Below are 24,534 nucleotides of genomic sequence, written 5' to 3' on the forward strand. Positions count from 1 at the left end.
ATGCCTGCGCCCCCGAGTTTCTGCACGAGTTAGGAGGGCGGGCGAGAGGTTGCCCGGGGGGTGTGATGTCATAAGAGGTTGGGCGGGTCGCAAAGCGTCATCAATAAGGACAGCCCGTTTTTCTGATGGTTGTCCGCGTGATGAACCCGTCTTGAGGGGGAGTTATGATCAGTCCCGTTGCGCTGTTTTGGGCTTTATGTTTTGTCTTCGTCGTGAATATGCTGCGCTATTACTCTTCTTTGCGGGCGCTACTGGTGGTGCTGCGTGACTGCGATCCGCTGCTCTATCAATATGTCGATGGGCGGGGATTCTTCACCACCCACGGGCAGCCAAGTAAGCAAATTAGACTGGTGAGCTACATTTATGCTCAGCGCTATACCGACCATCACGACCCTGAGTTTATTCGCCGCTGTGAGCGAGTGCGCGGTCAGTTTATGTTAACCACGGCGCTGTGCGGGCTAATCCTCGTCAGTATGTTAGCGATGCTCATTTGGTTCTAATCTACAGGTTTTATTGTTCAGCTAAGGGAGGGGGTTTTGCTTTTCCAGCCAATAAAAAAGGCGACTTGCTATTAACAAGTCGCCTTTTGCATTTATTAACCTAACTCAAATCAACTTATCAAATTAGATAAGTTTCAGCGCGATCCAGTACAGGCTACCTGAAAGCACAATCGACACCGGCAGGGTTAAGATCCATGCCATGGCGATGTTTTTCACGGTTTTGCTCTGCACGCCGCCGCCGTCAACCAGCATGGTACCGGCAACCGCTGAAGAGAGTACGTGGGTGGTGGATACCGGCATACCGGTATAACTTGCCACGCCAATCGACAGTGCCGCGGTCAGCTGGGCTGACAGGCCCTGGGCATAGGTCATACCTTTCTTGCCAATCTTCTCGCCGATGGTGGTCGCAACGCGCTTCCAGCCAATCATCGTACCCAGCGCCAAGGCCAGTGCGACGGCAATAATGATCCACAGCGGCGCGTACTCTACCGTTTGCAGAATGTCGCCTTTCAGGTTGCCCAGGAAGCGTTTGTCGGCTGAAGAGGTTTCGTCCAACTTCGCGGCTTTGTCTGCGGTATCGGCCACGCACATCAGCAGGCGACGCATGTGGCTGCGCTGCTCTGGCGACAGGTCGCTGTAAGATTGCAGATTCGCCAGCAGTGATTGCGCGCGATCGATAGCGTCCAGCGCGTGTGAGCTATCGCAGTGGAACACTTTCTCTTTCTGCGTGTCTGCGGCATCAGCCGCCGCTTCGTCCGGCGTTGGCACCAGCGGCGTCAGCGCCACCACGTGCGGCAGGGCGTCACTGTGCTGCTGATAGTATTGCTGCAAGTGCGTCACTGCGTCACGGGTACGCGCGATGTCGTAACCGGTAGCATTCATGTTCAGCACGAAGCCCGCAGGCGCAACGCCAATCAGCACCAGCATAATCAGACCAATGCCTTTCTGACCGTCGTTCGCGCCGTGTGAGAAGCTCACGCCGATAGCGGACAGGATCAGGCCGATACGGGTCCAGAATGGCGGCTTCTTCTTGCCGTCTTTCTTTTCACGCTCAGCAGGCGTCAGGTGAATACGCGCGTGTTTCTTGGTGCCGCTCCAGTAGCGACGCAAAATGAAGATCATCGCCCCCGCCATAATCATCCCCACCAGTGGAGAGACAATCAGCGACGCGAAAATACCTATCATTTTGGGAATGTTTAACGCATCGACCACCGAGCTGTGAGTCACTAATGCATTAGTCAAACCGACGCCGATGATGGCACCAATCAGGGTATGGGAGCTGGAGGCCGGAAGGCCAAAATACCAAGTGCCGAGGTTCCAGATGATGGCGGCGAGCAGCATGGAGAACACCATGGCCAGACCGTGGGTGGAACCGACATTCAGTAGCAGGTCAGTCGGCAAGAGGTGAACGATGGCATAAGCCACACTCAATCCGCCGAGAATAACGCCTAAGAAGTTAAATACCCCAGCCATAACGACCGCAAGTTGCGAGCGCATTGCACGGGTATAGATGACGGTAGCTACTGCGTTAGCCGTATCATGGAAGCCGTTGATAGCTTCGTAGAACAGCACAAACAGTAACGCGAGGATCAACAACGAACCGGTATGGATGTCTAACCCGGCAAATAAATGCAGCATAATTGTTACGCCAGTTTGTGGTCATGAACGCCGCGCATTATCTGCGAGAACGGGGCGACGGTAAAAGGAAAATATGACATTTTTTTGACTAAAAGCAGGTTGATTTTATAGCTTGTTCGAAGTAACTCTTTTCAAATCAGAAGGTTACTCCTCCGTCTTTCATGACACATTTCGTTACCAGCGCCATCTATTTACTTTCCCGGCTGGCATCAGCTCCTTCCGCACCTTACAATCGCCGCCCGTGACAGGTTTCTGGCGACTATTTAGCCTGCTTTTCTGTCAAAAAAAGTACAGCAATCAGTACAACTTTAAACGTAGTTGAAGATCAGAAAAAAGTGAGGCCGATGTGGAACAGGTTGATGTAGTCGTGGTTGGCGCAGGCGCTGCGGGCATGTTTTGTGCCGCGCTGGCGGGTCAGGGTGGCCGCCGCGTTGTGCTGCTCGACAACGGCAAAAAAGCGGGCCGAAAAATCCTCATGTCAGGGGGCGGGCGCTGTAACTTCACCAATCTGTATGCCGAACCGGCGGCCTATCTATCCAACAATCCGCATTTCTGCAAATCGGCGCTGGCGCGCTACACCCAGTGGGATTTCATCGACATGGTTAACCGCCATGGCATCGCGTGGCATGAGAAAACCCTCGGCCAGCTGTTCTGCGATGACTCGGCGCAGCAAATCGTCGCCATGCTGGAGAGTGAATGCGCGAAGGGCAAGGTGGAAATCCGCCTGCGCAGCGAAATCACCTCGGTGGTGAAAACCGAAACTGGCTTTGAAATCAATGTGAATGGCTCAACTGTGAGTACTCACTCACTTGTGGTGGCGAGCGGCGGATTATCCATGCCGGGCCTCGGCGCATCGCCATGGGGATATCGCCTGGCGGAGCAATTTGGCCTGAAAGTGCTACCAACCCGCGCCGGATTGGTACCCTTTACGCTGCACAAGCCGCTGTTGGACCATCTGCAGACCCTGTCCGGCGTTTCGGTGCCGTCGGTTTTGACTGCCGAAGACGGCACGGTGTTTCGCGAAAGCATCTTATTTACCCATCGTGGCCTGTCCGGCCCGGCGGTTTTACAGCTTTCCAGCTACTGGCAACCCGGCGAGTTTGTGAGCGTTAACTTACTCCCTGAGCTAGATTTAGCGGGCTTTTTGAACGACCAGCGCCAGCAGCACCCTAACCAAAGCCTGAAAAATACGCTGGCGATGCAGCTGCCGAAGCGTCTGGTTGAGTGTCTGCAAACCCTCGGCCAAATTCCCGATGTCACCCTCAAGCAGCTCAACGTGCCGCAGCAGGCAGAATTAGTCGAACAGCTACAAAACTGGCGCGTTCAGCCGAACGGTACCGAAGGCTATCGCACGGCTGAAGTCACCCTCGGCGGCGTCGACACCAAAGAGCTGTCATCCAAAACCATGGGCGCCACCAAGGTATCCGGCCTGTACTTCATCGGCGAAGTGGTCGACGTCACCGGCTGGCTCGGCGGCTACAACTTCCAGTGGGCCTGGAGCTCGGCGTGGGCCTGCGCGCAGGAGCTGGTGTTGTCAAAGAGCCGCTAATTCGCATTACACCCCTCCAAAAATAAAAAAGTGGCGCCTGAATGATCTTCAAGGCGCCACTTTTCAATATAGGTTGAGAATGCGTTTCTAATTAGAACAGATAACGCACAGAGTGAACTCGTTGGAGACCAAGCGAGCTTTCATTTGCTCATCTTTCAAGCCGCGGGCGTTGGCGAAAGCTGATTTCGGTATCCAGCAGGGTGATCACCTGTGCCCAAAGTCGCGCCAAAACAATCGGCTGATAGTCAGCCTGCTGGCCGGTCAGCTTCTGCCGGAACTGTTGCAATAGCGCATCGGTGCGTTTGATCTGCACCACGGCGGCATCAAGCAGCGACGGCACTTGTTCGGTGCGTTGTTGTTGTATCAGGCGCAGCGCGGTTTGGTTATAGCTTAAGATCGCGGTAAGTGGCTGATTCAGCTCGTGCATGATGCCAGCTGCCAACTCTCCCATCGTATTGAGCCGCGTCAGCTCGGCGTATTGGTTACGCATATCGGCGATATCGCGACGGCGTTTGTTGGCCCGATATTGGTTAATCAGGTACAACACCAGCCCCCAGAACAGGGCCGGAGTGAGTATCAGCGACCAAGGCATTTCGGCCCAATTGGGCTGATCGTCGGCAGTCAGCATAAACGGCTGCGACTGGCTGCTGATCTCTTTTCCCAACGCCAATAATCATTTGGACTTGCGGCACCTTGCTCAAAGAGCGTCGCGTTATTCCATTGTATCGCCAGATGTTTGAACGGTTTTTTTTTCACCACATCGCTAATCAACCTGTTGAGGTCTATCAACAGCGACTGGTTGTCAATATTGAGCCAATAGCGTCCCTGCTTCTCGGCCACAATGGACCGCCGTGGCTCAATACCCGAGTGTTGACGCCAGCGAATAATCTGCGGAAAGAGTTTTTGTACTTCCCACTCTGGCCGATTTGCCGGCAAGAGGGGAATGATTGCGTCATGCTGCGACAACTTTATCGTCACATCGCGATAAAGAATGAGAAATTCGGCGCTTTTCTCTTCGTATTGCTGCTGTAGAAAATAGGCTACCAGTCCGCCACTAGAGACGAGGGTGAGCAGTAACCAACCAACTATCTTAATCATACTTCAACCCTGTTCTGTGCTGAGGCCCTTACCCTTTCATACCATAAACCGAGTGTTCAGCTAAACCAGCCCGGGATTGGATTTGGGGTGATTAGGCACGGTTGAGGCTGCGAATGATGGCGCGCCTCCTGAGGGAAATTTAGGCCATATATCCTATAGTGGCGAGCTGGGATTTGAGTAGAATGCGCTGGGATCTACCTCTAATTAATTGAAATTGTTGTTTAAACTTTTCGCCGGGGAGTGTTACCAGTGCCAGAAAGCCGACTTTTTCCCTTTCTAAACCAGCCATGAGCACTCACTTTATTACTTCCACATGGTGAAATCCCGCTGGCTGGTTCTCACGCTGCCATTTCTGCTGGCGTCATGCGGCACCTTGTCTGAGATGCAGGTGAATGAGCACCCCGAACAGGTCAGGGAGCTGAGCTGTACCCGGAATATTGATGGGATGGTGGATGGCTTGGTGCATCGCTATCTTCGACAGGAAAAAGTCAGCGGGCTGGCGGTGGGGATCATCCACCGCAACGGCCCGGCCAGAAGCTGGGGATATGGCTATACCAACGCGGTGAATGGCTACAAAATTGATGGTGAAACCCTGTTCGCGCTGGGATCGGTGAGTAAAGGCGTGACCGGCGAGGTGATTGCCGGGCTGGTGGATAAAGGTCAGTTGAAATGGAGCGATAGGCTGGTCGATCTCTTGCCGAAAAACACCCCGCTGAGTGCCGACGCCAAAAACATCACCCTGCTGCAACTCGCGACCCACACCTCCGGCTTGCCAAGACAAAACATGAATAGAGACATGCTGGAAAGCTTCCTCAAGTATCTCTATACCGGAGATAATTTTTATCGCGAGCTGGACAGCAATGCCGTGCTGAACGACTTATCTGCTTTCCGCCGCCCGGCCAGCATGCAGCCGCAATACTCCAATTTAGGATACGCCCTGCTGGGCTACATTCTGAAGCTCAAAACCGGCGAAGATATCCAGCAGCTCTCCTACGACTTTATTTTCAAATCACTGCAAATGAACAACACCAGCTTTGCCGCGACCAGCCTCAAAACTTACCCTTTCCGCGCCATTGGTCACGCTGGCGACCAGCCGAAGTTTATTCCTCGTGGCGACGTGGTGCCCGACTGGCACTTCTCCAACAACATGGTCGGCGCGGCCAGCCTTTATAGCAATGTTGATGATTTACTGAAGTATTTACGCGCCCACATCAGCGACAGCCACACCGGCGATCTGAACGCGGCGATTAACGTCACTGAGCAAATCTACTTCGTCCGAGACATCGAAGCGGCCAATATCGCCTGGGTTACCGACCACCAATACGGCCAGACCATCACGTATCAGGTGGGCTATATTGGCGGCTACTCCAGCTATATCGGCTTTGATAAACAGCATCAAAACGCCGTGGTGGTGCTACAAAACTCCTTCAACTGGAGTAATTACATCGGCCACGACCTGCTGCTAAGGATGGGCATGGCGGATGATTATCGCGGAAACTGTCGCTCCGCCTCTGCCAAGTGAAGGGCTAACACGTATAGATTGAATTGAATCAGCGCCACCCTGACGCCCAGAGTGGCGCGGCTAAAGACTTATTCCTGACTAAACAGCTTCACAATACTGGTCATGTTTTCCTGACTAAGTCCCTGCGCCATGGCCTGACGGAAAACGTCGCGCACGGCGGTGGTGGTCGGGGCGGAACTCAGCGAACCCGCTGCTTGCAGGGCATAGCCGAAATCCTTCTCGATCAGCTCAACCGGGAACATCGGCGAAAAGTTGTTATTCAGCATGCTGTTGGACATCACCGTGGCGACCGGCGACCACACGCTGGTGGCGGACATCGCCTTCAGGGCCTGTGCCGGGTCAACGTCATTGTGTTTCAGCAGGCCGATGATCTCCGCCAGCGCCGCCACCTGAATACCCAGCAGGGCATTAGTGGTCAGTTTAACCAGCGCGCCGTTGCCTAGGCCGCCGACGTGATGTACCGCCGAACCTAGTGTTTCAAGCAGTGAACGGCTGCGTTCCAGTACCTGCTCAGCGCCGCCCACCAGATACACCAGTTGGCCCGCTTCGGCCTGCGGACGCGAGCCGGACACCGGCGCTTCCAGCAGCGAAATGTCTTTCACTTCGAGACGCATACCCAGCTCTTTCACCCAATCAGGCGAAAGGGTCGTGCTTTCAATGGCAATAGCGCCCGGTCTCATGCTGAGGATGGCGCCGGTGTCGGCATCAAGCCAAACCTGCCGTGAAGCGACGTCATCGCGCAGCATGGCAATCACGAAATCCGCGCCCTCGGCGGCTTGTTTTGGGGTGAATGCCTGTACCGCGCCTTGGCTGACCAAGGCTTCAGCAGCGGCAGGCGTGCGGTTCCACACCGTCACTTGGTGTCCGGCGGCGAGTAAATTAGCGGCCATGCGCGATCCCATCGCGCCAAGGCCGAGTACGGCGATATGACTCATAAATGATCCTATTGGCTAGGCTGATTAAACAGAGGGTGACGACGCTGGAAATTCAACGCCGGAAAGCGCGGCGCAGGCCGATAAAAACGCGTCCTGCAAATCCACATTGGCGGCGGCGGGGTGTGTCTTCGCCGGGCTTTGGTGATAGAAATAACCGCCAGTGACGTGGGTAGCGGGATCACTGCCTGCGGCAAGCCATGCCTGAGTTCGCGGAGCCAGCGAGAGGTCACCCGTGGCATTCGGCCCGCCCATTTTGGTGGCAACCCAGCCCGGCTCGACGCTATTGGCGAACACTTGCGGCCAGTGGCGCGCCAACGCCTTGGCCAGCAGAACGATATGCAGCTTGGAGTCCGAATAAGCCTGCGTGCCGTCCCAGGGTTGCTGTTCCCACGTCAGGTCTTCCAGCGACGGGTTGCCCTGATGATGCAGCACCGAGCTGATGTAAATCAGCCGCTGCGGGCGCGCCATCAGCGCGGTTAAAATGTACGGAGCCAGCGTGTTGACCGCCAAAACGTGAGGCAGGCCGTCAACCGTCACCAGACGTTCTGGCTCCTGATAGCCCACTGCCGCGTTGTGGATCACCGCATCAAAATGCCCGCTGGTATTGAACTTACCCGCTAACTGGCGGGTTTCGACGATGCTCGACAGGTCTGCCGAAAACACCGCTTCTGCCCCCGGCGCTTGCTGCATAGCATGCTCAGCGCGAGTCGCATTGCGGGCGTGTAACACCACGGCGTGGCCTTCGGCGATCAGCCGCTGGGCGGCCATTTGGCCTAAACCATCGGACGCGCCGGTGATCAGAATTCGTGCCATGTTCATTACTCCTTGTTGTAGCCAGCCCGGAAGAGGTGCGAAGGGCTGAGATAAGGTGGGATGAGGGGCGCATGGTGGTGCGAAGCTGTACCGAAGAATGCGTGGGAGAATTGTGGGCGGTTTGCCGCCGCTTTACGAGAGCACGGAAGTCATTTCATTTATGACTTGGAATCACTAATGACGGGGGGGAACAGGGGCAGAAAAACCAGTCTGATTGATTTCTGCACAGCAGGCGGAACTAACCCAAATTACTGTCCACTCAAATCTTCGTCATCTGAAGACAACTTTGATATTCATCATCGAATCGAATGGATACTCACCATGCCAAACCCATATAACTACGGAATGCCGAATAATAATTACATTTATCGGCCGCCCGAACCGCCTGCTCATCCGCAAAATTATATTTATCAGCAGCCCGCGCTGTCGAATAATCAGCAGATTTATCAACAGCCTAATAACGGAAGCTGGGGGCCGATGCCGCCCGCGCCGCGCCCAAGCAATGTGCCGCTGCCGCCGGTGCATGTTCCTATGCCGCCGCCGCCGATTAACAGTCTCTATGCGTCGACCAGCAATAATCGGCACTACGACTATGTGCCGATGCCACCGCCGCCGCACCCGAAAACTATTCCGCTTCCGGCCTATGAACCGCCGCGCCAGAGCAATTTACATCCGCTGGCCCAGCAGGAAGTCAGGCGTAATCCGCTGCCTTCGACCAGCCGGGCACCTGCCCCGGCGCAAAGCACCTCGCGCCCTCGTGCCAACACTCTTGCCGCCACGCCGCCGACTGTTGGTCAACCATATGCATCAGATGATTGGCACACTGCGCTCGTGTGAAAGCCGTTTCGGCGAGTTCACGGCGGGGATGGATAAAGCCACGGTGTCCGAGCTGCACCGGGGTTTAAGGAAGGCCGGGGAGCTGGAGCGCGAGCTGAAAGAGTGGTCGCGTTCAGGCGAAAGCAGTCAGGTACTGGCGAACCGTTTACAGGGTTCTATCAAGCAAACCATCGACGTGCTGGGTAGCGCGATGAACTACTACAAGCCCGCCGTCTCCCAGCAAATTCGCTCCCAATCGGTGTTTACCGATCGCGGCAGGCAGAAGATTCGTTCCGACCAGGTGCGCAGCAGCAGCCGCGAAAACCGCCACGCGGGGATTGTCGACACGCTGAACCGACGCCCCTCCACGGAGAACTTTTTCCCGCAGCGCATCAACCATGCAAAATCGAGCAATGAGCGCATCCCAACCTCTGATACGGCCAAGCGCTTTAAGGTCAGCGGCACGCCATTTATCGCCGGTGCGTCGGGAACGGGGCAGTTTGTTATCCAGCATCTGGAGATGTCGAAACCCTTCGCCCAGTGTTCGTCGCAAGAGAAGCAAAGCCGGGAAAAAATCCTGATAATGTACGCCGCGCTGATGACGCTTTCCGGACATCACAGCGTTATGGAAACCCTGATGATCGGCAGAAAACTTGGCTATCTGGCGGACCTCCCCGATCCGCTGCAAGGCCCCGGCGGCTATGACAAATGCATGAAAGCCCTCGACGCGCGCCTGCGCAGCATGGGAATGGACGCCAACGTAAGATTGCGGGCTTAACAGTGGAGCAGCTTCGCGATGTGGGGAGCTGCCTTTTTCGCCATTTATCATCCCCTAACTACTTGTATGAGTATTGAAGCTATAGCCGATAGGTCATATTTTAGGCATATGAGACTTATAGGGAGAGGAAAATGGGGAACTTCAAACAACTCGTGGCGAAGCAGTCACCCGCAAGCCAAAAACGCATTGCAGAGAAAATGGAACAGTTGCGAAGTGAAATAAAAAAGGCGCAGTTTCCTGCGCCTCTGGCGTGACGTTGACTCTACTCGCTTCTAGAAACTCACCTTCACCCCGACCCTGGCAATGATGAGCCATCGGCTGTCAGATCAAGCCCTGAGCCAGCCATCGCAGTGACGGCCGCGTTATCACCGGAAACTAGCATATTTTTGAGCGGCAGGGATTGGCCCCGCTGCTGACTAAGATACCTTCGCATTACTGCCATTGACCACCACGCGGAATGTGGGATGAAAACACCCGGCGCGCCGCAAAGATGGCCTACCAGGTAGTGTTGTCACGCAATATAGAGAATGGAGATAACGTCGGCAGTCAGGCGCGTCCTACCTGCTTGTAGGACGCATCTGAAGATAAGGGAAAGGATGATAAATCGGTAGGAAAGTGCCGTTTAGGCGGATTTCTGACAGTGATGCACGCCAATGTAACGCTCAAACTTGGCAGTTTTGAGTTGGCTCAAATCCACCAAGACCAGCCCGTCAATGCAGTTATTGAACGCCGGGTCTGAGCCGAAGTCGATAAACTGCACGCCGCCCGCCTCGCACAGCTCGGTGTATTGCTTGTACAGCGGCGGAATGGCGCAGCCCAGATTGCTCAACATTCTTTTCAGACGCTGAAGGTCTTCTGCATAGTTATCACCGGAGAACTGCGCCAGCACGTCGGGCAGCGAGGCAGGGTAAGGGCGGCGCGAAGTCGCCAGCGGCAGCGTCGGGGCAAAGTAAATCCGGTAGAAGGCAATCAGCAGGTCGCGAGCCGCCAGTGGCAGGCCGCCGGAAATCGACACCGGGCCAAACAGATAGCGGGTTTGCGGATACTTCGCTAAATAGGCCCCAATGCCCAGCCACAGGTAGTCGAGGCCGCGTTTCCCCCAGTACGCGGGCTGGATAAAGCTGCGGCCAAGCTCAATGCCCTGGGCTAAAATCGGGTCCATCTGATGGCCGTAATGGAACAGGCTTTGGCTATAAATAGTATCGATGCCGTGCTCCTGCACGTGGTCGGCCGTCGGCATAAAACGGTACGCGCCAACGATTTCCAAATCCTGCGGATCCCACAGCACCAGGTGATAATAAGTGTCGTCGTAGCTGTCGAGGTCGCGGCGACGGCCACTGCCTTCACCCACCGCGCGGAAGGCGATTTCGCGCAGACGCCCCAGCTCGCGCAGGATGGGCACATAGTCCTCGCCGTTGCGGCGATAAAGATAGATAAGCTTGCCGTCCGGCGTCTGCCCCAGCTTTTCACTGCCTTCCAGCGCCCGTTTCAGCACGGCGCGGTCTTCGGCGCGGGCAATGGCCGACTCTGACTGGAACAGCCCCTCTTTGCCTTGCCCAAGGCGATAAACGTGGCGGCGAAAACGCTCGGCCAGATCATTAGCGTGGGTGTGTCCGTCGTGCCAGCTGGCATAAGGAATCCGCGCGCCAATCTGCAATTTCAAACTGTTGCCGCGCTGGCGGAACATTTCCCGCACCAGCAGCAGCGAAGAGAGCGGGCGATAAACCAGCGAGCTGAGATAAAACAGCGCGCTGTTATTGCCACTGATGTGCACCGGCACAATGGGCGCGCGCACCTTGGCGGCCATGCGAATAAAACCGGTATGCCAGCGGCCGTCGCGCACCCCTTTCGAACTCAGGCGCGACACCTCGCCCGCCGGGAAGACAACCAGCACGCCCTGGTTTTCCAAATGCTCTTGCATCGCGGAGACCTGCGAGCGCTGCGTGCGATTGCCCATATTATCCACCGGAATCATCAGGCTGCTGATGGACTCCACGCGCGATAACAGGCGGTTGGCCATCACTTTGACATCCGGACGCACCGAGGCCACGGCATGTAGCAATGCCAGACCGTCTAATGTGCCAATCGGGTGATTCGCAATCACCACCACCGGACCGTAGCTTGGGATCTGCTCCAAATCGCGTTCGGCCAGTTCACAGCGAATATCGAAATATTCCAGTACCTGCTCGACCATATCCATGCCCTTTAGGTGGCGATGCTGATCGGCAAGCTGGTGGAAGTCTTTCTCGTGGAACAGAGTTTTCAGCAGGCTAAGCTGCCATGACGGGGTTTTACGCTGCGGGTCGAGATCCTGAAGTACGGTGTCCATGCTAAACATAGGCTTGTCCTCCGGTGAAGTTAACCAGACCATAAGCAGCACGGATGACAGTAAAATGGCAGGTAAGTGACAGAACGGGGAAGTTTGCCCTTTCTGCAAGGGCGGTCATCCACTTCTATACTTACTCCTCACTCACTGAATTCTGGAAATACCGAGGAGCAGAGATGAGCCAAGTTCAAAAAGCCTTATCGCCCGAAAACGCCGCTACCAATCGGCATATTGAAGATTTCCTGACCCAACTCAACAGCGCCGGAGGGAAACCGATGGAGCAGCTGGAGCCAAAAGAAGCGCGGCAGGTGCTGGTGGATGCGCAAAAGTCGGTGGAAGTGAACCTCAGTGGCATCGAAACCAGCGAAAAAGTGATTATTGTTGATGATCACTCGGTGACGCTGTCCATCGTTCGCCCGATTGGTCATAGCAAGAAGCTTCCGGCGTTTATGTTCTTTCACGGCGGTGGCTGGATCCTCGGTGACTTCCCAACCCATAAGCGTTTGGTCCGAGATTTAGTTGTCGGCAGCGGCGCGGTGGCGGTATTCGTTAACTACACGCCATCCCCCGAGGCGCAGTATCCGGTGGCGATTAACGAGGCTTACGCCGCGACTAAATGGGTGGCGGAGCACGGCGATGAAATCAACGTCGACAGCTCGCGGCTGGCAGTGGCCGGTAATAGCGTCGGCGGGAATATGTCCGCCGCGGTGGCCCTGATGGCGAAAGAAAAAGGCGCGCCGCATATCGCCTTCCAGCTGCTGCTTTGGCCGGTCACTGACGCCAATTTCGACACAGAATCCTACCAGCGTTACCCTGAAGGCTTCTTCCTGACCCGTAATATGATGAAGTGGTTTTGGGACGCTTACACCACCGACGCCGGAAAACGCCAAGAGCTGCACGCCTCGCCGCTTCAAGCCAAACCCGAACAGCTCGCTGGCTTGCCTCCAGCCCTGATTCAAGTCGCCGAATATGATGTTTTACGCGATGAAGGGGAAGCTTATGGCCGCAAGCTCAATGAAGCCGGGGTGGAGGTCACTCTGGTCAGGTATGACGGGCTGATTCATGACTATGGGCTGCTCAACCCACTGGCTGAAATTCCCGCCGTGAAAGTCGCGCTGGCCCAGGCCGCCGGCGCGCTGAGGCATTATCTGGAGTAGGGCCTTTTGCTCCTCCCCCTGATAAGAGGGAGGAGCAAAACCTAAAAACCATCAAACAGCGCCAGTCGTTACTCGCCCCATATGGTGCGCATCCACGAATTTTCCGTCGCGAACGGCATAGCAGGGGCTGGTGCCTTCGATTTCAAACCCAAACTTTTGATACAGCGCCAGCGCCGCCTGGTTGTCGACAAACACGGTCAGCTCGATGCGCCGCACGTTAATCCAGTTATCGCAAAGGTCGGTGATAGTTTTCAGCAGCAGGCTGCCGACGCCTTGGCCGTGATAACTCGCGTCAACGCCCATGCCGAAAGAGGCAACGTGGCGGCGGCGCAGGTTTGGCTCAATTCTTAAGGTTATCTGCCCCACGATCCGATCGCCGTCGCACGCCACATAGCTGAAAAGGCTAGGGGAGGTGTCGGCTAGCCGCTCTTCCCAGCGGGCGAGGGTCGGCAGAGGGAGTTGCAGGGTGTCGCTGTAGAGCTGAGTCTGGGCATAAAGATGATTAAGCTGCGCAGCATCGCTTGGTAATGAATGACGGACGCTGAACTGACTCGATTTGCCGGACTCGTTCTCGCTCATAGCAACTTCCTTTTTAAAGTGGATGTGGTGTTTACTGCTTGAATAACCTCTGAATTTATCCGTCTTTAAAAAAGAGTCAATCAATAGTTTGGCGAAAAAAAGTGCTTTACAAGTGCGAATGATAATGATTATTATTGTCATGTGTTCCGGAGATGGCCACACACCATGGTCAAACGGGTCTCCAGAATGCACGACATTGCTCACATTGCTTCCAGTGTTTCTTAGCCAGCCGGGTGCTGGCTTTTTTTTTCCGTCATATTTTGAGCTGTGGATGCGTTGGCTGCGGTTGCTCACCCCAGTCACATACCAATGTATGCTCCTGGGGACTCGCAACCTTGCCGCCTTCCCACAACTCAAACTATTTAGGAAAAAATAGTTATCTTTCTTCACTCTCCCAACCCTTCAATTTCTCCTACAAATCCTTTGAATTTAGCTGTCTACACTTGTTCATATTATTTGAACAGAGGAGTGAGATTTTTACGCTTTCTTATTCTCCGGCGTTGACTAGACTAGAGAAAACATTGAGGAGAGTTGAACATGATCTACTTACGCAAAGCACAAGAACGCGGTCACGCAAACCATGGCTGGCTTGATAGCTGGCATACGTTCTCCTTCGCCGATTATTATGATGCGAACTTTATGGGTTTCTCCGCGCTGCGGGTGATTAACGAAGATTTTATCGATGCTGGCCAAGGCTTTGGCAAGCACCCGCATAAAGACATGGAAATTCTGACCTACGTGCTGGAAGGCACCGTGGAGCATCAGGACAGCATGGGCAACAAAGAGCAGATCCACGCGGGTGAATTCCAGATTATGAGTGCCGGTACCGGCGTGACGCACTCCGAGTACAACGGCAGCGCAGATAAGAAGCTGCACCTGTACCAGATTTGGATTATTCCTGAGAAGACAGGCATTGCGCCGCGTTATGAGCAACGCCTGTTCGATGCGCCTCAGGGCCGCCAGCTGGTGCTGTCGCCAGATGCGCGCGACGGCTCGCTGAAAGTGTTCCAGGATATGGAGCTTTCTCGCTGGGCGCTGAAGAAAGACGAGCAGTCGGTGTATCAGATTTCGGCTGAGCGCCGCGTGTGGATCCAAGTGGTCAAAGGCACCGTTGAGATTAACGGCCAGAAAGCGTCAACCAGCGACGCCTTTGCTATCTGGGATGAAACCGCGCTGTCGATTCACGCCGACGTTGACAGCGAAATCCTGCTGTTTGACCTGCCGCAGGTGTGACGGCAACGTAAGCTGAAATCAGTGCCAGTGGCGCTGATAACTAACGAAAAGCGGCACTTAGGTGTCGCTTTTTTATTGCTCGCTCCCCCTTCTTTTGTTGACCCGCCTCTGATTGCCGCGACGTACAGTTATCCGTCAGGTGGAAACTTTGCTAAGATCACGACATCAACCCTTAACCCGTTCATTGGCTTTATCTAATTGAAAATATCCAAGAAAAAACGGCCAGTGCTGCAGGACGTTGCCGACAAAGTGGGCATCACCAAAATGACGGTCAGCCGTTATTTGCGCAACCCTGAGCAGGTTTCTGCCGTGCTACAGGAGAAAATCTCCGCAGCGCTTGATGAACTGGGTTATATCCCGAACCGCGCCCCTGACATTCTTTCCAACGCCAAGAGCCGCGCCATTGGCGTGCTGCTGCCTTCATTGACCAACCAAGTGTTTGCCGAAGTGCTGCGCGGCATTGAAAGCGTCACCGACATTCATGGCTATCAGACCATGCTGGCACACTATGGCTACAGCCCCGACCGCGAAGAGCAGCGGCTGACGTCGCTGCTTTCTTACAATATCGACGGGCTGATCCTGTCCGAACGCAACCACACCCCGCGTACGCTGAAGATGATTGAAGTGGCGGGCATCCCGGTGGTGGAAATGATGGATTGCGTCTCACCCTGTGTCGATTTAGCCGTCGGTTTCAACAACTATGAAGCGGCGCGGCAAATGACCCAGCAGATTATTGCTCGCGGGCATCGCCACGTGGTCTATTTCGGCGCTCGTCAGGATGAGCGAACGCTGATTAAGCAGCAGGGTTACGAACAGGCGATGCGTGAATCAGGGCTGGTGCCTTACAGCGTGATGACCAGCCGCTCGTCGAGTTATTCCGCCGGGGCCGAGCTGTTGAAGCAGGCGCAGCAGGACTGGCCGCAAATCGACAGTATTTTTTGTACCAATGATGACTTGGCGGCCGGGGCGTTTTTCGAATGCCAGCGTCAGGGTCTGCATATCCCTTCGCAAATGGCGATTGCCGGTTTCCACGGCCACAATATGGGGCAGGCGATGGAGCCACAGCTCGCCAGCGTGCTGACGCCGCGCGAACGCATGGGGCAAATTACCGCCGAGAGAATGCTGGCGAGGCTGCGCGGCGAGGCGGTGACGCCGAAGATGGTGGATGTAGGTTTCACCATCTCCGCTGGTGGTAGCATTTAGTCCTTTGGGCCTAGTTTGCTTGCCACTTTGAATCCGCGCTGTGCTCATAACCCTCACGTACTACGTGTACGCTCGGGTTCTTGCGCGCAGTGCGAATCCAAATTGGCTGCGCCACTGACGGCCCATCTTTGCATCTGTTGAGCTAAAATTCGTGCTGTTGCACAAATTTCATTCTATGAGCCTTATCACAGAACGCTATTTCTGCTGTTGTTTGAAGATTTAGACAACGCTATAAACGAGCTTCCGGGACGTTATCAGAGCAGTGCCCTGAGCGAAACCTGATTCGAAGTCTGTCTTAACTGGCAGCCTTCGAATCAGGTTTTTTTTTGGCCGAAATTTGGCAAGTCAGTTCGCTGATTAGGATAAAAACGATGAATATCAAATCTCTGGCAGAAAATTTATTAAGGCTAGTCGGCGGCGAAAGTAACGTCGAGACGGTGGTGCACTGTGCGACGCGCCTGCGGTTTTCCCTGCGTGACAACGAAAAAGCCGACACCGCCGCGATAGAACAGCTGGACGGCGTGATCACTACCGTGAGCGGCTCCGGCCAGTTCCAGATAGTGATTGGTAATCGGGTAGCCGAGGTGTATCGCGAGCTGGGGGAGGTATCCTCCGTGCTGGATGACAACACCAAAAGCCGCGAAAAACCGACCAAACGCAGCGGTAGCCGGATTGGGCAACTGATTGACATTGTGTCGGCGATTTTCACTCCGCTGCTGGGAGCCATGGCCGCCGCTGGCGTGCTGAAAGGCTTGCTGAACATCGCCACTTCCCAAGGCTGGCTGGATAAAACCGAATCCACTTACATCATCCTGCAAGCCGCCTCCGACAGCCTTTTCTACTTCCTGCCAATCATGCTGGCCATTACCTCGGCGCGGCGTTTTCAGGGCAACGTCTTTGTGGCGGTGTCGATTGCCGGGGCGCTGATTTATCCGTCAATGATTGACCTGTTCACCCGTCAGGTGGAGGTGACGTTCTTCGGCATTCCGGTAGTGATGATGAAGTACACCTCGACGGTGGTGCCAATCATTCTGTCGGTTTACGTCATGTGTCACTTAGAGCGGCTGCTGAATAAATTCATTCACGAAACCGTGCGCAACATCATCACGCCGTTCCTGCTGCTGGTGGTGATGGTGCCGCTGACGTTGGTCACGCTGGGGCCGGTGGGGATTTACACCAGCGAGGCGGCGGCGGGCGTTTTCGTTGCCATCTTCAGCTATAACCCGATTATTGCCAGCGCGCTGTTCGCCGCGCTGTGGCAGGTGTTCGTCATCTTCGGCATGCACTGGGCCTTTACGCCGGTGATCATCAACGACATTACCGTGCTGGGGCGTAGCACCTTAAAAGCCTCGACGGTACCGGCGGTATTCGCTCAGGCCGGGGCCGTGCTCGGCGTAATGTGCAAAACGCGTAATAAAAAGATGAAAGCGCTGGCGGGAAGTACCTTTATCACCGCGCTGTTTGGCATTACCGAGCCTGCGGTTTACGGCGTAACCCTAAAACTGAAGAAGCCCTTTGTCTGCGCGGTCATTGCCGCTGCGGTCGGCGGCGGCGTGGTGGGGTACTCCAACAGCGCGGCGATTTCTACCGGTATTCCCAGCTTGCTGACCCTGCCGATTTTCTACGGCGAAGGCTTCGGCGGGCTGATCCTCGGCATTGTTATCTCCTTCGTGATGGCGGCGGTACTGACCTACATCGTCGGCTTTGAAGACCCGATTGATGAGTCAGCTCCTGCGCCGTCATCCAGCGCTTCACCTGAGAAAAACGCTAAACCTCAGCCAGTTACCGCCATATCCGCCAATATTGCCGAAGACATTATGGTGCCGGTCACTGGGCGCGTGGTGGCGCTCGAGCAGGTCAACGACAAAGTGTTCTCCAGCGGCGTGGTGGGGGATGGCATCGCGATCCAGCCCACCGAGGGCAAGGTCTATTCCCCGGTCGATGGAGTCGTGACCGCCACATTTGATTCTGGCCATGCGCTGCATATTTTGTCCGACAACGGGGCTGAAATCCTGATCCACATTGGGCTGGATACCGTCCAGCTCAACGGGCAGCACTACGCCATGCACGTGAAGGAAAATCAGGCCGTGAAACGCGGAGATTTGCTGATCGACTTCGACCTCGCCGCTATCGAAAAAGCCGGTTTTGACACCATTACGCCGGTGATCATCGCCAATTCAGACCGCTATCAAACCTTCCATAAAACGCGTCTGCCTGCCGCCAATACCGGGGATGTCTTGTTGACGCTGTCTTGATGCTCAAAGGAGAAAAATTTTGAAATATTCGGAACTTAAACCTTTCCCTACAGACTTTTTATGGGGCGCTTCCACCTCGGCTTATCAGGTGGAAGGCGCATGGGATGAAGATGGCAAAGGGCCGTCGGTTATCGACGCCCGCCGCGAATATCCGGAAGGCACCACCGACTTTAAAGTTGCCAGCGACCACTATCATCGCTACAAAGAAGACATTGCGATGTTCGCCGAAATTGGCCTGAAGTCGTACCGTTTTTCCATCGCCTGGACGCGAATTATCCCCGACGGCAGTGGCGAAATTAACCCGGCCGGGATCGACTTCTACCATCGGCTGATCGACGAGATCCTCAGCCACGGCATTGTGCCGATCGTCACCATGTACCACTTTGATCTACCGCAGGCGCTGCAAGAAAAAGGCGGCTGGTACAACCGTGAAACCGTGGATGCCTTCGCCCGCTACGCCGACGTGCTGTTTGATGAATACGGCAGCAAAGTGAAATATTGGCTGACCATCAACGAGCAGAACCTGATGATTTTGCAGGGCGCGGCGCTGGGCACGCTGGATGAAAAGCTGGTGAATCAGAAGAAAAACCTCTACCAGCAAAACCACAATATGCTGGTGGCGCAGGCCAAGGTGATGAATTCACTGCACAATAAGCTCCCGGGAGCGAAAATTGGCCCGGCGCCGAACATTGCGGTGATTTACCCTGCGACATCCAAACCGGAAGATATTCTGGCGGCGTTCAACTACAACGCCATCCGCAACTGGCTCTATCTGGATATGGCGGCGCGCGGCGAATACAACACGCTGGCTTGGCGATATATGGAAGAGAAGGGCTATGCGCCGGAGATTCTGCCGGGGGATATGGAGATCTTGCGCAGCGGTAAGCCGGACTTCATCGCCTTCAACTACTACACCACCCAGGCGGTGGAAGCCAGCCGGGGCGACGGCACCGACGAAGTGATTCGCGGTGGCAATAAGCTGTTGAAATCAGGGGAAGATGGCGTGCATCGCGGCGCGGCGAATGACCACCTGCCGCGCACCCAGTTTGGCACTGAAATTGACCCGGTAGGTTTTCGCAACACGCTGCGTGAAATCTACGATCGCTACCACCTGCCGCTATTAATTACAGAAAACGGTCTGGGGGCCTTCGATAAGCTGGATGAGAATGGGGAAATAAACGACGACTACCGTATCGATTATTTACGCCGCCATCTTGAGCAAATGCAGCTGGCCATCACCGACGGCGTTGAGGTATTTGGCTATACGCCGTGGTCGGCGTTGGATCTAATTTCCACCCATCAGGGCTGTTCTAAGCGCTATGGATTAATTTATGTTAATCGTGACGAATTTGATTTAAAAGATCTGAAGCGTATTCGTAAGTTAAGCTCTTACTGGTATGCGGATGTGATTAAAAATAATGCGCTATAAGCGCGATTAAAGGCGTATAAACGCCATAAGCTGTCTGTTGTTGCCAATAAGGTGATAGCGCATTTCGCGTTATCGCCTTAATGCTTTTATAGGCAATAACCCTTTTAAAACCCTCGCTAAAGTAAGGATCTATCCGGCATGAGAAAACTGGGATGAGAGTCTTAAAAATACTCAGTAATAATGCGGTAATTGCCACGGAAGATGATCAACAAGAAGTGGTGGCGATTGGCCGTGGTATTGGTTTTGGCAAGCAGGTGGGAGACAGTCTGAATACCGCGGATATCGAGAGCCAGTTTGTGAAAAAGGCCAGCGGTATGACGGATATTCTGGCGCAACTGACGGCGGCTATCCCCACGGAATGCTTATTTATTACTCAGGAAATTATCAAGTTAGCTAAAAGCCGTCTCAACATCGAGGCGCAAGAGACGCTGTTTTTCGCGCTAAGCGACCATATTAGTTTTGCGGTTGAGCGCTATAAAAAAGGCATTGAGATAAAGAACATCCTACTCTGGGATATTAAGCAGTTTTATCAGGCGGAGTTTGCCGTTGCCCTCGAGGCATTGGCGATGATTAACCAAAAATTACATTGTGAACTGCCCGAGGATGAAGCCGGTTTTATTGCTCTGCATCTGGCCAACGCCACCACCAACAATATGCAAAGCACCATGCAGAGTGCAGGCATGATTAAAGATATTCTTAATATCATCAAATATGATTTACGCATCAAGTACGATGAAAAGTCTATCGACTATCAGCGCATTGTCACTCACCTGAAATTCTTCTCGCTGCGTTTATTAAACCGCACCGAAGTGAATCATGATGATAAAAGTATTTACGCCGGAATTCAGGACGCCATGCCCGTGGCTTATCAATGCGCGCTAAAGATAAATGATTATGTGCTGAAGAATCACCGCTGTCGGCTGACCACGGATGAAATTATGTTTTTAACTATTCATATCAATCGATTGAAGCCGGATTGATGTGTTGGTTTTGTCCCTCCACTATTTAGGGGAGGGTTGGGGTTGGCTGCATTGAGCGCGGAATTAAACCACTCCTCATCCCAGCCTTCTCCTCTGAGAGGAGAAGGAGCAAACCTTTTCCTACTTTGCATTCAGCTTCTGCAAAGCCGCTACGCAGCGATCAACCACGCCCTCGAACTTGTGGTCGATATTCACGCGGATCACATCTGGCTCATCTTCGCCCGGCTCTTCCAACGCTTCGAACTGGCTTTTCAGCAAATCCAGCGGCATGAAATGTCCGGCGCGCGCTTTCAGGCGTTCTGAAATAACGTCAACGCTGCCTTTCAAATAGAGGAAAACCACGCCCTGATTGTCATCACGCAGCGCGTCGCGATAGCGGCGTTTCAGCGCGGAGCAGACAATGATGCCGGTTTCGTTTTTATGGTACAGGCTGTAGGCCGCGTCGTTCAGACGTTTGAGCCACGGCGCGCGGTCGTCATCGTTCAGTGGGTGGCCGCTGGCCATTTTCTGGATATTGGCGCGTGGATGAAGATCATCACCGTCAATGAATTTCGCGTTGATTTCACGTGCCAGTGCTGCGCCTACGGTGGATTTACCGCTGCCTGACACGCCCATCAGAATGATGCTTTGTCCTGCCATAAGTATGATCTCTATCCCAAAATGAAAATTTCGACTGCGGAGTGAGTCCTAATATTAGCATGTTACCGGTATCATGATACCGGTAACAAATGGAGATGTGATTAATATCACAAAGGAATGCACTGCTGATTTAGCGGTCGCGACCTGTACCCGTTGCACTGTTAACTCCTACAACTTATTGAAAATCAAAAATAATGTACCGGCGTTTGATCACCTGCGCTGGAGAAAGCATTAAGGGGAAAAGATATGCCATTAGTTATTGTAGCCGTAGGCGTCGCGCTACTGCTGTTGCTTATGATCCGATTCAAACTCAACGGGTTTATCGCGCTGATTCTGGTCGCGCTGGCGGTCGGCATCATGCAGGGTATGCCGGTCGACAAAGTTATCACTTCGATTAAAAACGGGGTTGGCGGCACGCTGGGAAGTCTGGCGCTGATCATGGGCTTTGGTGCCATGCTCGGTAAAATGCTGGCTGACTGCGGCGGTGCGCAGCGTATTGCCACCACGCTGATTAAGAAATTTGGTAAGGATTACATCCAGTGGGCAGTGGTGCTGACCGGCTTTATCGTCGGCTTCGCGCTGTTCTATGAAGTGGGTTTCGTACTGATGCTGCCGCTGGTATTCACCATCGCTGCCGCCGCGCGCCTGCCGCTGCTGTATGTCGGCGTGCCGATGGCGGCTGCGCTGTCTGTGACCCACGGCTTCCTGCCTCCACACCCAGGTCCGACGGCGATTGCCACCATCTTCCATGCGGACATGGGTAAAACCCTGCTCTATGGTTCACTGCTGGCGGTGCCGACGGTTATCATCGCCGGTCCGCTGTTTGCGCGCTTCCTCAAAGGAATCGACAAGCCGGTGCCAGAAGGCTTATTCAACCCGAAAACCTTTACTGAAGAAGAGATGCCAAGCTTCGGCGTGAGCGTCGCGACGTCGCTGGTGCCGGTGATCCTGATGGCTTTCCGCGCGGTGTGTGAGATGGTGCTGCCGAAGGGCCACGCTATCCTGCCTTACGCAGAATTCTTCGGTGATCCGGTGATGGCAACCCTGATTGCCGTGCTGATTGCTATCTTCACCTTTGGTCTGAACCGCGGCCGTACCATGACGGAAGTGATGGATACTGTTACTGATTCGATCAAAATCATCGCCATGATGCTGTTGATCATCGGCGGTGGCGGTGCGTTTAAGCAGGTGCTGGTAGACAGCGGCATCGAGCCATACATCGCTAACATCATGAACGGCAGCCACCTGTCGCCAATTCTGCTGGCATGGTCCATTGCGGCAGTGCTGCGTATCGCGCTGGGTTCGGCAACCGTGGCGGCCATTACCGCTGGCGGCATTGCGGCTCCGCTGATTGCCACCACCGGCGTTAGCCCTGAGCTGATGGTTATCTCCGTGGGTTCCGGCAGCCTGATTTTCTCTCACGTCAATGACCCAGGCTTCTGGCTGTTCAAAGAGTATTTCAACCTGACTATCGTCGAGACCTTCAAGTCATGGTCAGTGCTGGAAACCATCATCTCCCTCTGCGGCTTGGGCGGATGTTTGCTGCTGTCGATGGTGGTGTAAGGCGTTAACTGTTGAATTAAAAACAACAGGTTATCAATAAAAACGGCGAGCCATGTGCTCGCCGTTTTTTATGGGGAAGACAAAAAACTCGCGTTGAACTCTTACCTTGTGAGAGTATTATCTCGCCATCTTGAGTCAGGGATCGAGTCATATGGAATATTTGGAGTTTATTGAAACGCCGACTTTTAGTCGTAAATGCAAAGAATTACTTACTGAGGATGAGTATTGTCAACTTCAGGAGTATCTCACGCACTCGCCAGATGCCGGTGCAGTCATTGTTGGAACTGGTGGCTGCCGCAAAATTCGCTGGGCAAAGGCGGGAAAAGGAAAAAGTGGTGGTGTAAGAGCTATCTATTATTACCTTTGTGCCGACGGACAAATTTTTATGCTGCTTGTGTACCCGAAGAGCGATAAGGATTCGCTTTCTAACAATGAGAAAGCAATCCTGAAAAGCATTGTGCAAAGTCTGTCGTGAAACAGGAGATGGACCATGGATAAAGAACTATTCGAAGAACTTCGACAATCAGCCGAAGAGATGGTGGCGATCCGCAAAGGCGAGATGGCACCAGCGCATGTCACACGCATTGCTATGCCAGTAGTAAAAGAAATTCGTTCTAAAGCAGGGGTGAAACAAGAGGAATTTGCCAAGCTAATCGGAGTTTCCCCTTCCTTGGTTCAGGCATGGGAGCAGCAAAAACGTTTGCCAAATGGAGCTGCACTTAAGTTATTAAGGATGATTGAGTTAAATCCCAATATCATCAATACATTAAAGATGATTTAAAGAGTCTTAAATAAAAACGGCGAGCCATGTGCTCGCCGTTTTTGTTGTTCTGAGGAAGATAAACTAAATCTTCAAATACGCCCTAACTCCATCCAGGAACATCTGGGTGGAAAGCATGATCAGCACCAGACCCATCAGGCGTTCGAGGGCGCTGACGCCTTTGTCGCCGAGCAGGCGCAGGAACAGGTTTGATAGTAACAGGATGCACATCGACAGGCCCCAGGCGATGAACAGTGCCAGCGTCAGGTGCGACATCTGATTCGGATATTGATGCGAGAGCAGCATCAGCGTTGCCAGAATCGACGGGCCAGCCACCAGTGGGATTGCCATCGGCACCAGGAAGGGTTCTTCACCCGCCGGTAAGCCGGTGCTGCTTTTCTCTTCTGAAGGGAAAATCATCTTGATGGCGATCAGGAACAGAATAATACCGCCGGAAATCGACACCGTTTCTGTGCGCAGATTGAGGAAGGAGAGGATCTTCTCACCGGCAAACAGGAAAATAAGCATCAGGATCAGCGCGATCAGCATCTCGCGGATCAGCACCACTCGACGACGCTTAGGATCTAAATGTTTGAGCACCGACATAAAGATCGGCAGGTTACCTAGTGGGTCCATAATTAAAAACAGCAAAATAGTTGCTGAAATCATTTCGGTCATGACTACCTCAGAAGAGAGTTACCCCTATACCCGTGGGTATATAGGGATTATTTTTACCTGTTATATAAGTTGTGCTGCTAAAA

General features: G+C 53.9%; 23 protein-coding genes. 14 read left to right on the forward strand and 9 right to left on the reverse strand.

What is annotated here, in order from left to right; genetic code table 11:
* The first annotated feature begins 164 nt into the window (after positions 1-164).
* On the forward strand, positions 165-500 hold the full coding sequence (uspB, locus tag SBO83_RS13300) for a universal stress protein UspB (RefSeq protein WP_034793963.1): 336 nt from the start codon (positions 165-167) through the stop codon (positions 498-500).
* A gap of 123 nt (positions 501-623) precedes the next feature.
* Here uspB and pitA read toward each other — a convergent pair whose 3' ends face one another.
* Positions 624-2,138, reverse strand: a complete 1,515-nt coding sequence (gene pitA / locus SBO83_RS13305; RefSeq protein WP_396131835.1) for an inorganic phosphate transporter PitA — start codon at positions 2,136-2,138, stop codon at positions 624-626.
* 346 nt (positions 2,139-2,484) lie between these two features.
* On the opposite strand from pitA, the gene SBO83_RS13310 reads away from it, so the two are divergent.
* Positions 2,485-3,687, forward strand: coding sequence for an aminoacetone oxidase family FAD-binding enzyme (locus tag SBO83_RS13310; RefSeq protein WP_396131836.1), 1,203 nt, complete (start codon positions 2,485-2,487; stop codon positions 3,685-3,687).
* Between the two features lie 148 nt (positions 3,688-3,835).
* Here SBO83_RS13310 and SBO83_RS13315 read toward each other — a convergent pair whose 3' ends face one another.
* Both SBO83_RS13315 and SBO83_RS13320 read right to left on the reverse strand, forming a co-directional pair.
* Positions 3,836-4,351 carry a histidine kinase dimerization/phospho-acceptor domain-containing protein gene (locus SBO83_RS13315; RefSeq protein WP_396131837.1) on the reverse strand — a complete coding sequence of 172 codons (516 nt, stop codon included), beginning with the start codon at positions 4,349-4,351 and terminating at the stop codon, positions 3,836-3,838.
* Positions 4,309-4,785: a hypothetical protein gene (locus SBO83_RS13320; RefSeq protein ID WP_396131838.1), complete on the reverse strand. Its 477-nt coding sequence runs from the start codon at positions 4,783-4,785 to the stop codon at positions 4,309-4,311. Before SBO83_RS13320 ends, SBO83_RS13315 begins: the two co-directional genes overlap by 43 nt.
* Positions 4,786-5,098: 313 nt before the next feature.
* Between SBO83_RS13320 and SBO83_RS13325 the strand changes: the two genes are divergently transcribed.
* Positions 5,099-6,307, forward strand: a complete 1,209-nt coding sequence (locus SBO83_RS13325) for a serine hydrolase (protein WP_396131839.1) — start codon at positions 5,099-5,101, stop codon at positions 6,305-6,307.
* A gap of 68 nt (positions 6,308-6,375) precedes the next feature.
* Here the strand turns inward: SBO83_RS13325 and SBO83_RS13330 are convergent, their stop codons facing one another.
* A complete protein-coding gene (locus SBO83_RS13330) occupies positions 6,376-7,242 on the reverse strand; it encodes an NAD(P)-binding domain-containing protein (RefSeq protein ID WP_396131840.1) in 867 nt (288 codons plus the stop codon).
* A gap of 24 nt (positions 7,243-7,266) precedes the next feature.
* Positions 7,267-8,055, reverse strand: a complete 789-nt coding sequence (locus SBO83_RS13335; RefSeq protein WP_396131841.1) for an SDR family NAD(P)-dependent oxidoreductase — start codon at positions 8,053-8,055, stop codon at positions 7,267-7,269.
* A 321-nt stretch (positions 8,056-8,376) separates the two neighbouring features.
* Here SBO83_RS13335 and SBO83_RS13340 point away from each other — a divergent pair, with 321 nt between their 5' ends.
* Both SBO83_RS13340 and SBO83_RS13345 read left to right on the forward strand, forming a co-directional pair.
* A complete protein-coding gene (locus SBO83_RS13340) occupies positions 8,377-8,892 on the forward strand; it encodes a hypothetical protein (protein ID WP_396131842.1) in 516 nt (171 codons plus the stop codon).
* Entirely contained in the window at positions 8,858-9,649 is a 792-nt protein-coding gene (locus SBO83_RS13345) for a hypothetical protein (RefSeq protein WP_396131843.1), read from the forward strand. The genes SBO83_RS13340 and SBO83_RS13345 overlap by 35 nt, the downstream gene beginning before the upstream one ends.
* Before the next feature lie 622 nt (positions 9,650-10,271).
* Here SBO83_RS13345 and SBO83_RS13350 read toward each other — a convergent pair.
* Positions 10,272-11,987, reverse strand: a complete 1,716-nt coding sequence (locus tag SBO83_RS13350; protein WP_396131844.1) for a lysophospholipid acyltransferase family protein — start codon at positions 11,985-11,987, stop codon at positions 10,272-10,274.
* Positions 11,988-12,151: 164 nt separating this feature from the next.
* On the opposite strand from SBO83_RS13350, the gene SBO83_RS13355 reads away from it, so the two are divergent.
* On the forward strand, positions 12,152-13,132 hold the full coding sequence (locus SBO83_RS13355) for an alpha/beta hydrolase fold domain-containing protein (protein WP_396131845.1): 981 nt from the start codon (positions 12,152-12,154) through the stop codon (positions 13,130-13,132).
* A 51-nt stretch (positions 13,133-13,183) separates the two neighbouring features.
* Here SBO83_RS13355 and SBO83_RS13360 read toward each other — a convergent pair whose 3' ends face one another.
* Positions 13,184-13,711: a GNAT family N-acetyltransferase gene (locus tag SBO83_RS13360; RefSeq protein ID WP_353503644.1), complete on the reverse strand. Its 528-nt coding sequence runs from the start codon at positions 13,709-13,711 to the stop codon at positions 13,184-13,186.
* A gap of 537 nt (positions 13,712-14,248) precedes the next feature.
* Here SBO83_RS13360 and SBO83_RS13365 point away from each other — a divergent pair.
* From SBO83_RS13365 to licT, 5 genes are all read left to right on the forward strand, one after another.
* Entirely contained in the window at positions 14,249-14,944 is a 696-nt protein-coding gene (locus SBO83_RS13365; protein WP_396131846.1) for a pirin family protein, read from the forward strand.
* A gap of 204 nt (positions 14,945-15,148) precedes the next feature.
* On the forward strand, positions 15,149-16,147 hold the full coding sequence (gene gntR / locus SBO83_RS13370) for a gluconate operon transcriptional repressor GntR (RefSeq protein ID WP_396131924.1): 999 nt from the start codon (positions 15,149-15,151) through the stop codon (positions 16,145-16,147).
* A 371-nt stretch (positions 16,148-16,518) separates the two neighbouring features.
* The gene (locus SBO83_RS13375; protein ID WP_396131847.1) at positions 16,519-18,402 is read left to right on the forward strand and encodes a beta-glucoside-specific PTS transporter subunit IIABC; all 1,884 of its coding nucleotides are present in this window, start codon (positions 16,519-16,521) and stop codon (positions 18,400-18,402) included.
* 19 nt (positions 18,403-18,421) lie between these two features.
* Entirely contained in the window at positions 18,422-19,831 is a 1,410-nt protein-coding gene (locus SBO83_RS13380) for a family 1 glycosylhydrolase (protein ID WP_396131848.1), read from the forward strand.
* A gap of 152 nt (positions 19,832-19,983) precedes the next feature.
* Positions 19,984-20,811 (forward strand): BglG family transcription antiterminator LicT, encoded by an 828-nt coding sequence (gene licT, locus SBO83_RS13385; RefSeq protein ID WP_396131849.1) that lies wholly within the window; start codon positions 19,984-19,986, stop codon positions 20,809-20,811.
* Positions 20,812-20,931: 120 nt separating this feature from the next.
* Here licT and SBO83_RS13390 read toward each other — a convergent pair whose 3' ends face one another.
* A complete protein-coding gene (locus SBO83_RS13390) occupies positions 20,932-21,450 on the reverse strand; it encodes a gluconokinase (protein WP_034793934.1) in 519 nt (172 codons plus the stop codon).
* A gap of 246 nt (positions 21,451-21,696) precedes the next feature.
* Between SBO83_RS13390 and gntT the strand changes: the two genes are divergently transcribed.
* The 3 genes from gntT to nadS all read left to right on the forward strand — a co-directional run bounded on the left by gntT (position 21,697) and on the right by nadS (position 23,794).
* Positions 21,697-23,013 (forward strand): gluconate transporter, encoded by a 1,317-nt coding sequence (gene gntT, locus SBO83_RS13395; protein WP_396131850.1) that lies wholly within the window; start codon positions 21,697-21,699, stop codon positions 23,011-23,013.
* 151 nt (positions 23,014-23,164) lie between these two features.
* A complete protein-coding gene (locus tag SBO83_RS13400; protein WP_396131851.1) occupies positions 23,165-23,488 on the forward strand; it encodes a type II toxin-antitoxin system RelE/ParE family toxin in 324 nt (107 codons plus the stop codon).
* Between the two features lie 15 nt (positions 23,489-23,503).
* Complete coding sequence (gene nadS, locus SBO83_RS13405; protein WP_396131852.1) at positions 23,504-23,794, forward strand: NadS family protein; 291 nt, start codon at positions 23,504-23,506, stop codon at positions 23,792-23,794.
* A 63-nt stretch (positions 23,795-23,857) separates the two neighbouring features.
* On the opposite strand, the gene SBO83_RS13410 is transcribed toward nadS, so the two are convergent.
* The gene (locus tag SBO83_RS13410; protein WP_034793928.1) at positions 23,858-24,451 is read right to left on the reverse strand and encodes a YhgN family NAAT transporter; all 594 of its coding nucleotides are present in this window, start codon (positions 24,449-24,451) and stop codon (positions 23,858-23,860) included.
* Positions 24,452-24,534: the final 83 nt, after the last annotated feature.

Origin of the sequence: Ewingella allii (assembly GCF_044430645.1) — a bacterium.
In the GTDB taxonomy this organism is placed as follows: domain Bacteria; phylum Pseudomonadota; class Gammaproteobacteria; order Enterobacterales; family Enterobacteriaceae; genus Ewingella; species Ewingella allii.